The following is a 14885-nucleotide window of genomic DNA, read 5'->3' as shown; positions in this document are numbered from 1 at the left end:
AGATAATTAAATAAGCATAAAGTGACAACGGCCTATTCTTCATTAGTGTAGGAGGCGGAATAATGAAAAGTCGAAAATATAAAATCACTGTCAGTTTGGCTATACTCGTTGTGATTGTTGTTGGGGTCTTTGTGTTTAATAACAATCGGCAGTCTGAAGAAAACAGGGAAGCACAGACTGAAGAGGAAAGTGCTGAATCCCTGATTGATTTTGAAAGCATGACCGATGAGCGACTCACGGCCTACCATGACTTTATTCAAAGTGGAGGACCTCCACCGGACGGCATACCACCTATTGAGGAGCCAATATACGAATCTATGGCAGAAGCAGATATACTCATGGATGATCAGGATGTTGTTTTTATCGTCGAGGCCGAGGATAGGGTGTTTATTTATCCCCAGCGAATTTTAGTATGGCATGAAATTGTTAACGAAGAATTTAATGGCGAGAAGGTAAGTATTACCTATTGTCCCCTTACTGGTTCAGCCATTGGTTATAAAGGAAGTATTCAAGAAATTGAAACGGATTTTGGTACTTCAGGAAAACTGATCAATAGTAATTTGGTGATGTATGACCGGGAAACCGAGAGCTATTTCCCTCAAATTTTAGGTATTGCTGTGGATGGGGAGTTGAAGGGGCAGCGTTTGGAAGAATTCCCCGTTCTCTGGTCTACTTGGGGAAGGGTGAAGGAACAGTATGACGATGCTCAGGTATTATCGGAAAACACCGGTTTTATCAGGGATTATAATCAAGATCCCTATGGCTCTTATGTTGAAAGCAGTGGCTTTTATTATAGTGACGCGTTAATTTATCCGGTAATGTTTGAAAATGATCAATTTCAAAATAAGGAAGTTATGATAGCAGGCCGAGTGGGAGACGAACCCTTTGCGATTCCAAAGAAATCCTTAGCCGAGGAAAAAATCATCCACTTTAATCTGGGGGACCATTCCCTTGTAGCTAATTATTATGAAGCGCTAGATACCGCAAGGGTTTTTATTGAAGATGAGGAAGAAGAAATCTTTGTCAATTCCTATGATGTCATGTGGTTCGCTTGGTATGCTTTTTTCCCGGAGACGATGGTCTATGAATAAAAAACAGTGGTTTAATAAGTTTCGTAAAATTTGGGAGGATCCCAAGGCGAAATACGTGGGAATCCTTGTGATGATTATTTACTTTATCGTTTATCTTATCAGTATCAATCATTTGTTTTTTCAAGAAGGATCTTTTGAGTTGTTTGTGGTGGACAACCCTCTTTCCAGAATGTTCGTGTCGAGAGCTCCCTACGTTTGGGAACCCGTCGCGGCAATTACATTTGGGGGCGGTAGCTTTTTTCTAGCACCGATGAATCTTTTGTTAGGGATAATCCTTGGAATACTTGTGGGCTCCAACATTATGGTGGCAGTCTTTGCTTACCGCTATCGAAAAACTTGTCGGATCAACACCGGCTATGGATTGCTAGGGACTTTACCCAGTATGTTAACAGGGTTTGCTTGCTGTGCCCCTACTTTTCTCATCGCATTAGCACCGGCCCTCGGCTCTTTTGCGGTATATTTTATAAGTCTACAGCCCTTTTTAATTCCCTTAAGCATTCTTTTGATGGTGGGTTCACTTTTATGGAGCATCAAACAGCTTCCCATTGAGTAAATAAAGGATATACAGGATAAGCTAAGATCTTTTGAATCGGTTAATGGATAGGATAGGATGATTTCCGGAAATAAATAAGGGCAACAGATTAATGGAAACCATGAAAGAATTTAAGTATGGCTTCTACTAAACAGAAAGGAACAACATGAACTTTAAATATTTAGCATATTTATCGGAAAAACAGCCCGGAATCAGCTGGTATATTCCTGTATACGTCGAGTGCGAAAATCGGCATCCTACGTCAATGCATATCGAAAGTCTCAACCTGTTGACAAGATAGTAAGTTTACGACCCTTGAAAATGACGTATTTACGTTGTTCTCAGGGGTTTATTATTTTCTAGAGATAATGATAAAATGAACGTCGATTTGACAAAATGTAGGTTAAAGGACGATTATCAGAACTGCTGAAAAGTTAATTTGCCCTTCATAGGCGAAGGTTCCGGCAAAAGCAACTCAATGATTGCAGGCTTTTAATAAGTTTTCTACAATCTACTATAGGCATATTGATAGAATTGGCAATTGCATTTTTTGTTTTTTAGTTTGTCAAATTAAGCTAGACGATTTCCAATCTGGTACGTGTTCCAAAAATACTTCTATCGGCGTTCTGTAGTTTAAAGATTTTCTAGGGATTTTGTTTCTTTTGATAGCGACGGATGAAACGAATGCCTGGTTAATAGTATTAAAATCCATTTGTTTATACAAGCCATCTCGTCGAAGCAAACCATTAGAGTGTTCATTCAATCCACGCTGAGAAGGACAGCCAGGATCCGCAAATAAAATTGAAACATCATGATGGATACTAATGATCTTCAAATTAGAAAACTCTTTACCACAGTCAAAGGTAATGGATTTGAACAGATTTAGCTGAAGATTCTGAAACCAAAAGTCAAGACTGGTTTCGATGTCTTTGGCCTTTCGGCCGTCAGGATTTAAAGTAATGATGACCTTAGAAAGACATTCAACTAATGTAATCACGGCACTTTTGTGATTGAGACCAACAATGGTGTCACCTTCTAAATGTCCAAACTCATTAACGAAATCAGGGTATTTCTTTTTCCCATCTTTAAGTTGACGTCTAAATGCTTGTTTCCCACGTTTTTCTTTATGACCGTTAGGTTTGCGTTTTCCTTTCATAGGTAACGTGGTTACATCAAACATATTACTATCTTTAAAGCGACGATATAGGGTTCTCGTTGAGCACCCTATCTTGTTATCAGATCTACCGATAATCACATCAGGCGTCCAGTTGTCAGCTACTTTTTCTTTAATATAAGCAACTTGATTTTCCGGCAATTCTTTATTATTAGCACCGCAGTTCTTCTTGTTTTCTTTATACCGACGGTAATAGTCTTGAATCGTGTTACCTTCTTCAAGAAAGTGTATGACGTTATAAATTGGATGTTTTGAACGTCCCAACCTACTACTTATTTCTGGAGCAGATAATCCAATAGTAAGTTAAGTGTCTATCCATCCAAGTTCTTCCATGTTAAGATGGGTGTAGGCCATTTGTGGTCACTCTCCTAATTTTCATGGTTGTTAATTTTGGAATGAGTGTACCACAATTTTTTTTTATTCGTCTAGCTTAATTTTACAATTTATGTTTTAAGGAAATTAGGACAACCAATCTTGAAGCTGTTTGTAAAGGAAGAAAAATTGCTTGAATATAAAAAGAAATTTAACGTAAAAAGGCTTGATCGTAGTTTTTGTACTAGGCTTAATTACAGGCATACCTAAGAATGTTTTAGTATATGCGAAAGGGCTGACTTCAATAAAGTTCAATATCTTATTTATAATATACTTTATTGCTAGAATTCCAGGTATAGTTCTAGAGAGCTACATGGGTGCTCAATCAGGGAATTACAACACGATGTAATCGATTGAAATTAGCGCAGGTTTGGTTATTGTAATTGGAGTACTTTATCTTTACATAAAATAAATGATTAAAGTTCTTGAATCTGTCTTAAAATGAGAAAAATCCAGATTGATTCTTACAGATTATAGATATATGCTATGTACAAATAAAATTATAAAAGGAGAAGACGATTGAAAATCTTAATTACAACTGATCAGTATGCTCCTGATATAAATGGAGTGGTTACATCCGTAGTCAATTTACAGAATGAGTTACAAAAACTAGGACATGAGGTCAGAATACTCACATTGTCAGGGAATAGGAAGTCATCACATAAAGATGAGGTTATATATATTGGATCTACTGGTGTTGGCAAAATCTATCCTAAGGCAAGGCTAGCCTTGTCTATTCACGAGGAATATATTCAGGAATTAGTTGGCTGGCATCCAGATATTATCCATTCGCAATGTGAATTTAGTACATTTCTTATGGCACAACGGATAGCAAAGGACGTTAATATACCAATTATTCATACTTATCATACTTTATATGAAGATTATACTCATTATTTTTCACCGAATAAAAAATGGGGAAAAAAGATGGTTGCAATTTTGACTAAAAAGGTTTTGACTCAAAGTAATTGTGTAATCGCGCCTACGGATAAAGTGCGTTCCTTACTACTTGAATACGGTGTTAAGCAAGAAATACAGGTCGTGCCGACGGGGATAGATTTAGAGAGAGTTAAAATCCAGTTGGGAAACACAGAAAAAGAAGGGCTTCGGAGTAAGGTAGGAATTCCATCTAATGACCGAGTGCTTATATATGTCGGGCGACTAGCAAAAGAAAAAAATCTAGAAGAGATATTATTATTTTTTTCACAATTAAATAGACAGAATATTACCTTGCTAATAGTAGGTGATGGACCGCATCGCGCAGCATTGGAAGAACGTGTAATGGAATTGGGTATTTCCAATCAGGTTATTTTTACAGGAATGATCTGTTCACAAGAAGTGAGTTCTTATTATCAGTTGGGGGATCTATTTGTCAGTGCATCAAACAGTGAAACACAAGGATTGACTTATATAGAGGCATTAGCGAACGGGGTTCCTGCTCTTTGCAGAAAAGATCCATGTCTGGAAAACGTGATTGTGGATGGCGTAAACGGTTGGGAATATCAATCATTTGAACAGTTTAGAGAAAAGCTAAATACTATATTAGACGATGAGGTACTGCAAGAGCGTGTAAGTAAAAATGCTAGAGACAGTATGAGATACAACTATTCTTCGACCGAATTTGCAAAGAAAGTCGAACAAATTTATCAGAATACAATAAATCGTCATCATGAAAAGCTAAAAGATACATCTGTCTCGGATATTCAGCAATAAATACAATGGGAGTAATCGCTTACTCCAGAAGGTTTTTTGTGTTATTTCGTAGGGACAACAAAAATAGAATTATCAAAATTTACAGTGATAATTCTATTAGAAAAGCCGTTAGGAATAGCAGCCTATAGTTATGGGCTATACGCTGTTTTTTAATGGTTAGTTCTGCTGCTCAATTAATTGAAGGAGGAAAAGCATAATGATTCTTAAATGTGTTTATTTTGCATGGTAAGACAAATGAAAATTTTATTGTATTCCGGATCATTGAAGATTGTGGATAAAAGCGGTATTGGACAAGCTGTGCGCCAACAGGAAAAAACATTAAAACTATCAGGTATTCCTTATACTATGGATATCAGAGATGATTTTGATATTATTCATCTTAATACTATTTTCCCGAATTCCCGAATCATGAGCATATGGGCAAAAAGAAAGGGCAAAAAGGTTATTTACTACGCACATTCTACTATGGAAGATTTTGAAAACTCTTTTCGGGGTTCAAATTTGCTTGCACCAATTTTTAAAAGATGGATAATTAATTGCTATAATAGTGCTGATATCATTATTACACCTACCGAGTATTCAAAAATGTTATTAGAGAGTTACGGATTAAAACGCCCCATCTTTAGCCTTTCCAATGGAGTAGATATTGATTATTTTGCGCAGAATTATGATGCACGCAAGCGATTCCGTGATAAATACGACTTGAAGGAACAAGAAAAAGTAATCATCTCGGTCGGGCACTATATTGAAAGAAAAGGTATTTTAGATTTTGTAAAGATAGCAGAGCAAATGCCGGAATATCAGTTTTACTGGTTTGGATATACAAACTTGAATCTTGTGCCACATTCAGTAAGAGAAGCAATTGAAAATTCCTTACCGAATCTTCATTTCCCCGGCTATGTAAACAGAAATGATTTGAGAGATGCATATTGCGGAAGTGATTTATTCCTGTTCCTGACAAATGAGGAAACGGAGGGCATAGTATTACTTGAGGCTCTCGCTTCTAAGATACCTATTTTGGTCAGGGACATTCCTGTGTATGAAAATTGGCTGTCAGATGGTGAAACTGTGTATAAAGGAATTAACATCTACGACTTTAAAGAAAAAATATATCGAATTTTAGAAGGAATCCTTCCAGAGATAACCGAAAACGGTTATCGTATTGCTCAAAAACGTGATTTAAAAGTAATAGGTAGACTACTTATGAATATATATAACCAGTAAACCTTTATGTTTTTATAGATGTCTTATGTAAGGCTTGACCACGAAGTCACGAAAAGCGAAGGTTGGTTAGCAACAGTTGAATATCGAGACTGTAAAATTGCTAGAATCTATAAAGTGAAGGTTTCTAAAATATTTCAAGTGATAATTTAATAGTTTTTATCTTCCCTAGGACTCATTGGTTCGGGGGATTTTTTATATGCAAAGTTTTATCAGTCGTGATTTGATTTTCCGGTTTTTTTATCATTGTGCCGAGGTCAATAAAGAGGTGATAAGCACTATTGTCAAAAAAATAATGATTATCCTTGTACTAACGACCTTTTCATTCAAAGAACAGCGCATTGTTTTATAACGATTTACTCAATCAAGTATAATCTATTTAAAACGAATAAATGTAATGCAATGAGAGTGGTAAATTGGTATGATATAAGGGATATTACGCTATATATTAATTAATGATGTAACAATATTTTTTCTTTTGAGTAGAATAAAAAGCTTTAAAATATTACAGAAAAACAGTCTATATCAGCAGTAATCACATATATCACACTATACTTATTGTAAGAGAGGGCAGGTAAAATGACAAACAAAACGTCTATAAACGCATTGGCATTACTTTTAATATCTACTATCGGTTTAGCAGGATGTGGTCAGCAGGAGACATCAACGGCAGATGTCAGCGATCTTGAGGAACAGGAAATGGTAGAGAAGGAGGACCAGAACGAAAGTGAAGTAGAAGAACAAGACGAAACAGCTGAAGAAGAGAATTCAGAGGAATCAGAAGAAGAAATTAACGAAGACGAAATTGAGTCGACGATTTTTGGGAACCAAGAAGATTTCGTGTATATCAGTGCTGACAGGTTGAGTGTCCGAGCGAACAGTAGCGAAGAGAGCGAGACGCTTGGAAGTCTGGCTAGAGGAAACGAAGTCAAAGTTCTCGAAGAAGTTGAAAGTGAAGAAACAACCTGGTTTAAAATCAATTATCAGAATTCAGAGAATAATGAAGGATGGATTTCGTCTGAATTTACTGTCGCCGACATTAATGAATTGCATTCATCACCGACTCTCTTTGCTGACGAGGAAATGAATGATTATTTCACTTCGCCTACTCTGTTTGAAGACAATACAGTTGTGGCTTATTACGGGCATCCCAATTCAGAAGTAATGGGAATCGTTGGTCGTCACCCGATACCAGAACTTATATCCCTTTTAAAGGAGACCACTGACAGTTATGATGCCGTGGATGATAGCAAAGGTGCCATACCGGCAATCTACCTTGTCTACGGAACGGTACAGCCCGGAGGAGAGATATACAAGATGGATTATGATCTTGTGATGTCATACATCGAGGCAGCTTATCAGAGTGGCGTGCTAGTCTATATTGATCATCAGATAGGCAAACATGCTCCAACATTCGCTATTAATGAAATCGTATCCTTCATGAGATATCCCAATGTTCACCTGGCACTCGACCCAGAGTGGCGCACGGATAGACCGATGCAGGAGGTCGGACATCTAACTGGCACAGAAATCAATGGAATTCAAGAATCCATGCGTGACTATATCGTTTCCAATGAGATCCAGGGTACAAAGCAGTTTGTTTTCCATCAGTTCATCGAAAAGATGATTCGTGAAAGTGGGGACATAACCAGTGATTATGATCCAGTGCTGCTCGTGCATAATACTTCCGGATGGGGGTCTCCTGACGGGAAAAGAACAACCCATGATAGAAATGCAGAGACAACAAATATACCGTATAAAGGCTTTAAACTATGGTATCATTTTTCAGACCAAGCAGGGGTTCACTACGATGATCCACTGATGACTCCTGAACAGGTTTTAGACCTCGATCCGCAACCGGGACTTGTTATTTATCAGTAATCACTATAAATGAAAAGCGTATCTCTACTCGTAGATGAAGACAGATTTATAAGTAGAAAACTGCTTATGAATCTTAGTCACGGCAAAAATAACTTATCAGACTTGTGATCACAGCATTTTCATCTCTGATAACATGACAGAGTACGAATCAGTTCCCTGACAAGTGTGAAAATAACATATACTGCGGGATAGAGGAGTAGGTAAAGATGAATGCCATTTGGTTTCGAAAGGATTTAAGGCTTCACGACCATCAGCCGTTTTTGAATGCAGTTAAAAATGGTGAAGAGGTGCGTGCTGTATTTGTGTGGGATGAGCGATTCGATGAAGAACGATCTTTAAACATGAAGCGGATGGGGGAAAACAGACGACGCTTTTTGATTGAAAGCCTGGAGGATTTGGCAACTTCTCTGCATGCCTATGGAATTAGACTTACGATTTTGCATGGAAACGTTGAAAAGGTTATATCGAGCTGGCTGATTGACCAGCATATTGGGCACGTTTTTGTGCATGACCATCCCGGGTTTGAGGAACGTCAGGACTTGTCAAAACTCATGGCAAAGACGTCTGAGATTAACTGGTATGTGAGTGAGGGGCATATGCTGTTCAGGCGGGAACAGTTGCCTGTCGAACTGACAGCATTTCCCATGTCCTTTACACGATTCAGAAAAAAAATTGAAACAAAGCTGCCTGTTCCCCAAAGAGGTCACCCATACACCGGAGCAGAACAGGATGTGATTCAAGAGGAATCGGGAAAATGCCCAGAGATGAAACCGGTTAAAATGTTTATGGTTCTTGAAGAGTTAAAGGATATGCATCCCGGAGGTACAGGTATTGTGAAGGGTGGAGAAACGGCAGGTCTTGAACGGCTGAGTACCTATGTGAACAATCCGAAGTGTCTCTTCACCTATAAACAGACACGTGACGGACTGCTTTCTTTTGATGACAGTTCCAAGCTTTCTTTTTGGCTTGCAAACGGCTGTTTATCGCCGAAAAGAGTATATCAGACTATAATGCAGATGGAAGCCGAGCATGGCAGAAACGAATCCAGCTACTGGTTGTTTTTTGAACTGCTTTGGCGTGAGTATTTTCAGTGGCTCATGCTAGCCACGCAAGAGCGCTTGTTTTTAAAGAGAGGATTGTTGGAAAAGGAATTGATCTGGCATGACGACTTGAGGCACTTTGAAGCCTGGAAAAAGGGAGAAACCGGCTATCCGCTGGTTGATGCGGCCATGGTGGAATTGAATACCACAGGTTACATGAGTAATCGGGCAAGACAAAACGTAGCAAGCTTTTTGACGAAAAATCTTGGTGTCAACTGGCTCTGGGGAGCAAGATATTTTGAAGAACAGCTCATTGATTACGATCCCGCAAGCAATTACGGGAACTGGGCATACCAGGCAGGCGTCGGAACGGACATGCGTGAACTGCGTGCTTTTAACGTCGTGGGTCAAGGCATCCGCTACGATCCGAAAGGACGTTACGCCAAGCACTGGTTGAAGCTCCCCGAGAGTTTGCCAGGGCACGTGGTTTATGATCCTGAAGAGTTGCGAAAATGCGTTGACTGGCCTCAGACGATTGTAGACCAGGAAGAATCTCTGAGGAAGCGCAAAAAAGAATTGGGCCTGGGGTAAACCTTTCAGAACATCGAGGTCATCTCCATTGAAATCCTGTGTGAATGGGCGAAAGGGATGTATACGTTGAACAGGTCGCTCGACTGTATCTCTACTGACTTGATATCCTCATTGTAAAATAAATCAAATAGTACGATATTTCCTCCAACATAACGCACTGGGCACTTTATTTGAAGGCCTGAATATGCTAGTCTATGAAGTGAAGGCATTATGTATTATCAGCTAGCTTCTGAGTTCTAACGTAAACGAAAAAAGATTCCAGGTTGATTAACAAGACGTTTCCAATAACTATGAGAAGCAAAGAGAAAACGAGCGATGAAATCTGCTGATCACCTTTCTACTGTCCAGTATAAGGACACTAGAAAGGATAGGTTTTAAGAGCTAATCTATACTGAGAATTGATTAGGAGGGTACAGGGTGTTTTATTTAGAAAATGACCGTTTGAAAGTTGAAATACAAAAACCAGGGGAATTATATAACGGATCAAGGTTTGATTGGACCGGTTTTATCAGTCAAATAACCCTGGATAGAAGCTTCAGTTACTGCGTCCCCGAGCAATTAGAATCGGGTAAAGGCACAGGGGGATTGGGATTCTGTAACGAATTTGGGATTGATTTACCCATTGGGTATGAAGCAATAGAAGTGGGAGAGTTATTCCCGAAAATCGGTGTAGGTCTACTGAAAAAAGATCAGGAAACCGATTATGACTTTTTTAAACCTCATGAGGTGCAGCCTTCACAGGTCAAAATCAGGGAAGCAGCTAGTGCGATAATTTTTGAAACCGCCAACAGTTGCCCTAGTGGTTACGGGTATCATTTGCTCAAAGAAGTAGCGATTGAAGATAATCGCTTGATCATCAGCTATAGGCTGACAAATACTGGCCAGTATCCCATACATACCAATGAATATTCGCATAATTTCATCGGGATAAACAATCAATTTATTGGTGAGCATTATCAATTGACGATGCCAAGAATGGATCAAATCGACGTAACAGCCGGTTCGATTGTCAGGTCTCAGGACCATTTGAGCTGGCCGGCAACACCAGAAAGTGATTTCTATGCCACCATTGACTGGAAAGTAGAAAACGGCTCTTACAACTGGGATGTGTATCATGGTGAAGTTGGAGCGGGTGTTCGAGAGCTATCCGAGTTCCAGCCTTCCAAAGTTGCCTTATGGGGACATGCGCATGTGGTTTGTCCGGAAGTGTTCATCGCTATAGAATTAAACGCTGATGAGACGAAATCATGGAAACGGGTGTATGAGTTTTACCAAGACACTGAGTCATAGTGAATTATATCCTACACACATGGTCTGAGAAACAGGGTTAGTGAAAGACCAAAATTTATATTGTAGTATCAGCATGAACGAGTGAAATAATTGTTATCTTCAAAATTTTTATTTTTGAAGATAACTGTATTAAAAAACTTAAGCGCTTAACCCTTTGCAATACTGTGATAAACTAAAAAAATTGATTTAGAAAGGAATATATAATGAAAAATAAATCCAACTTGTACTTTGGAAATGCACCTTTGCAGGATGTAACGAAAAACATTTCGCTGGAAACGGTGACCGTAAATGAAGAGACTTATTTCAAGATTGAAAACTACAATCAAATGAATCCATTCTTTATGACAGTAGTAAGTGATGCTGATCATTGGATGTTTATATCAAGCACCGGCGGACTGACTTGTGGACGCAAAAATGCGGAGTCAGCACTGTTTCCATATGATACAGATGATAAAATTCATGATAGTATTGAAACAACCGGATCACATACAATACTCATCGTCAATAAAGATGAAAAGAATTTTCTTTGGAAACCTTTCTCTTTGCAAAATAGTAATGTATATAAGATTACAAGAAACCTTTATAAAAATACCACCGGAAACAAAATCATGTTTGAAGAGATCAACCATGACCTGGAGGTAAGTTATACTTATACATGGAAGAACAGTAATTTTTTTGGTTTTATTAAAGAATCTAAACTGGTCAACCTGGCAGAAAGCGATATAGAGATCAGAGTCTTGGACGGTATTCGTAACATCCTACCTTACGGAATCAATACCCTTTTGCAGACGACAAAAAGTACACTTGCTGACGGCTATAAACGAAGTGAATTAGTGAAAAAAGCGGGGATTGGTATCTATACGCTGAGTTCGATTTTAACAGACAAAGCTGAGCCAAGTGAATCATTGAAAGCAACGACGGTCTGGTCAAAGGGACTTGATAATCCTAGCTATCTCTTGTCAGAACAACAAATCAAAGCTTTCTCCCAAAATGAAGAGATTCAAACTGAAATGGATGTTAAAGGTAGAAGAGGTTCTTATTATGTCGCAGATTCTGCATCCTTAGAGGGACGCAAGTCAAAAGACTGGTTTATCGTTGCAGAACTAAATCAGAGTGCTTCAGATATTGAAAAACTGCAAATATTTATTTCGAAAAATGAAGCGCTTAATCTTGAGGTGGAAGCGGATGTTTCAAAGGGTGACTTTAATCTTAAGAAACGTGTTTTTGAAGCAGACGGATTCCAGAAAACGGCCAATGAAAAGGCTAGTTATAGGCATTTCTCAAACACCCTTTATAATATTATGCGTGGAGGAATATATGCAGATGGCTACGAGATCGACAGAAAAGATTTCAAAACTTTTGTAGAAACTTGGAATAAAGAAGTCTATGAGAAACAACTGATTTTTATGAACCAACTGCCTGAAACAATTAACTATAATGAACTACTTAGTATGGCAAAAGAGTGTAACAGCAAGGATTTCGAACGCTTAGTGTTTGAATACTTACCGCTGACGTTCAGTCGACGACATGGTGATCCAAGTCGTCCGTGGAATAAATTTAATATTGAAGTTTCCAAAGAAGATGGGAGTAAAGCGCTTAAGTTTGAAGGGAACTGGCGTGACATTTTTCAAAACTGGGAAGCATTGTCTATTTCCTATCCTGAGTATGCGGAAAGTATCATTGCCAAGTTCGTAAATGCATCAACAGCAGACGGTTATAACCCTTACCGCATTACGAAAGATGGCATTGACTGGGAGAAGCTTGACCCTGAAGATCCGTGGTCAAACATTGGATATTGGGGAGATCATCAAATAATTTATCTTTTAAGATTGATGGAATTATCAAAAGCTTACAATCCCGAAAAATTACAGGATCTTCTTCATAGAGATATTTTTGTCTATGCAAATGTACCATATCGAATCAAAGGCTTTGATGCGCTAGTCACCGATCCGAGAGACAGCATTGTTTATGATGATGAGAAGGAAAACCGCATCAAGAGCAGAACCGCAAATATTGGATCAGATGGCAAGCTAGTGTTCAACAGGGACGAAATCTACAAAGTTAACTTAATGGAAAAACTTTTGGTTACTCTGCTGGCTAAGTTTTCTAACTATGTGCCCGAGGGTGGTATTTGGATGAATACACAACGTCCAGAGTGGAATGATGCCAACAATGCTCTTGTCGGGAATGGATTGTCCATGGTTACCCTGAATTATATGCACCGTTTCCAGGTCTATATGAGTCAACTCGTTAAGGAAATTGAAGAGGACACCATTGAGATTTCGGTTGAAGTGCTTCAGATGTTTAACGATACAGCGGCGGTACTGAAGGATAGCAAACAGTATCTAGGCAGTGAAATGTCTGATGACACGCGTTTTGAGATTGTAAAAGCTTTAGGTGAGATTGGTGAAAACTATAGAAATACCTTTTATGACAAAGGTTTTTCTGGAAATAAAGCGGTACTTTCTGTAGAATCCCTTGAAGAATTTATTGAGGTTTCAATGAGTCATTTACAAGATTCGATTAAAAAGAATAAACGTGAAGACGGTCTATACCACTCTTACAATCTTATTCGTTTTGATAACGAAAGCTGTAGTGTATCAAATCTCTATGAGATGTTGGAAGGTCAGGTTGCTGTCCTAGGCTCAAAAGCTTTGGATGGAAAAGAAACCATTTCCGTCTTAGAGGCGCTTAAAAATAGTTCTATTTATCGTGAAGACCAAAACAGCTATATGCTCTATCCAAATCGTGAGCTGCCAAAGTTCTTAGAGAAAAATGTGGTTCCTGAAAAAGAAGTTATGTCTTCCACTGTTTTAAAAGAAGAACTGAATCAAAATCGCACACGGTTTATTGAAAAAGATGTCAATGGGAAGTACCATTTTAACGGTCGATTCAGAAACGGAGATGAGGTCGAAGAAGCACTGAAAGCCACAGCAGAGTATAAGGATGAAGATATTAAAGTCGTTAAAGAAATCTTTTCAGATTTGTTTAACCATCATGCTTTCACAGGACGCTCAGGCACCTTTTATAAATATGAAGGTCTAGGCTCTATTTACTGGCACATGGTATCAAAACTAGTCCTGGCGACACAAGAAAACTTTCAAGACATCTATAGTCAAAAGGGTATGAATGAAGAAGCTGAGACGCTTATGGACGACTATGAAGCGATTAAGGCCGGCATAGGACTAGAAAAATCACCAGAACAATACGGCGCATTTCCAACAGAGGCATATTCCCATACTCCGGGATTTGCAGGCGTCCAACAACCGGGTATGACTGGACAAGTCAAAGAAGACTTTATCTCTCGACTAGGTGAGTTGGGCGTGAAGGTAGAGGAGGGACGTGTTCATTTTAAACCAGTTTTATTAACAAAGTCTGAGTTTCTAAATGAGACGAAAGTCTGGTCCCTACCTAGGAACAGTAATGCTACGGATACAGAAACGATTCAGCTAGAGGAGAATTCATTAGGATTTACATTCTGTGCTGTTCCGGTAATTTATTATCTAGAGGGTGAAAAGAAAATCGTTGTTTGTTACAAAGATGGCACAGAAAGTATTTATGAAGATGCGGATACTTTAAATATTGAAACAAGCCAAACTATTTTTAGTCGTGATGGTAAGATTGATAAAATTAAAGTGACTATTGACGTTAATCTAGTGCAATGATCTATGAGTTCATTAATCATTTGATTGGTTGAATGGTAGACACCCTATACGGAGACAGTCGCTTTGATAGAGTTGAAATAGCTTGGTGTCAATTAAATTAGCGATTTTCAACTAAATATAAGTGAAATAAAATCCCGCGGACTAATCGTTCGGGGGATTTTATTCTGTTCTATAACAAATGGCGTTAATGAGTTTACACTCACTAACGCCATGTATTATAGAACTTTTTTTCTTGAACCGAGTTATGGATCTTTACTGCATTATTCTACCAGATATTATGTGTATTCAGGAATAGATAATTAAGCTAAATACTAT

General features: G+C 38.4%; 9 protein-coding genes. 8 read left to right on the top strand and 1 reads right to left on the bottom strand.

Annotation, left to right across the window (positions count from 1 at the left end; all coding sequences use genetic code 11):
* Window positions 1-62: 62 nt before the first annotated feature.
* Both AX762_RS09350 and AX762_RS09345 read left to right on the top strand, forming a co-directional pair.
* On the top strand, window positions 63-1091 hold the full coding sequence (locus AX762_RS09350; RefSeq protein WP_071848871.1) for a DUF3179 domain-containing protein: 1029 nt from the start codon (window positions 63-65) through the stop codon (window positions 1089-1091).
* Window positions 1084-1644 (top strand): hypothetical protein, encoded by a 561-nt coding sequence (locus tag AX762_RS09345; RefSeq protein ID WP_071848870.1) that lies wholly within the window; start codon window positions 1084-1086, stop codon window positions 1642-1644. Before AX762_RS09350 ends, AX762_RS09345 begins: the two co-directional genes overlap by 8 nt.
* A 544-nt stretch (window positions 1645-2188) precedes the next feature.
* Here the strand turns inward: AX762_RS09345 and AX762_RS09340 are convergent.
* The gene (locus AX762_RS09340; RefSeq protein ID WP_256244703.1) at window positions 2189-3094 is read right to left on the bottom strand and encodes an IS30 family transposase; all 906 of its coding nucleotides are present in this window, start codon (window positions 3092-3094) and stop codon (window positions 2189-2191) included.
* Window positions 3095-3688: 594 nt separating this feature from the next.
* On the opposite strand from AX762_RS09340, the gene AX762_RS09335 reads away from it, so the two are divergent.
* From AX762_RS09335 to AX762_RS09310, 6 genes are all read left to right on the top strand, one after another.
* On the top strand, window positions 3689-4882 hold the full coding sequence (locus AX762_RS09335) for a glycosyltransferase family 4 protein (protein WP_071848869.1): 1194 nt from the start codon (window positions 3689-3691) through the stop codon (window positions 4880-4882).
* 270 nt (window positions 4883-5152) lie between these two features.
* Complete coding sequence (locus AX762_RS09330) at window positions 5153-6106, top strand: glycosyltransferase (protein ID WP_256244683.1); 954 nt, start codon at window positions 5153-5155, stop codon at window positions 6104-6106.
* 576 nt (window positions 6107-6682) lie between these two features.
* Window positions 6683-7984 carry an SH3 domain-containing protein gene (locus AX762_RS09325; protein ID WP_071848868.1) on the top strand — a complete coding sequence of 434 codons (1302 nt, stop codon included), beginning with the start codon at window positions 6683-6685 and terminating at the stop codon, window positions 7982-7984.
* A 206-nt stretch (window positions 7985-8190) separates the two neighbouring features.
* A complete protein-coding gene (locus AX762_RS09320) occupies window positions 8191-9615 on the top strand; it encodes a DASH family cryptochrome (RefSeq protein ID WP_071848867.1) in 1425 nt (474 codons plus the stop codon).
* 417 nt (window positions 9616-10032) lie between these two features.
* On the top strand, window positions 10033-10905 hold the full coding sequence (locus AX762_RS09315; RefSeq protein WP_071848866.1) for a hypothetical protein: 873 nt from the start codon (window positions 10033-10035) through the stop codon (window positions 10903-10905).
* 203 nt (window positions 10906-11108) lie between these two features.
* A complete protein-coding gene (locus tag AX762_RS09310) occupies window positions 11109-14570 on the top strand; it encodes a hypothetical protein (protein WP_071848865.1) in 3462 nt (1153 codons plus the stop codon).
* Window positions 14571-14885 lie beyond the last annotated feature (315 nt).

Source organism: Alkalibacterium sp. 20 (assembly GCF_001885615.1).
Taxonomy (GTDB): domain Bacteria; phylum Bacillota; class Bacilli; order Lactobacillales; family Carnobacteriaceae_A; genus Alkalibacterium.
The sequence above is the reverse complement of the archived record's forward strand: the minus strand, read 5'-3'. Positions and strand labels throughout refer to the sequence as shown.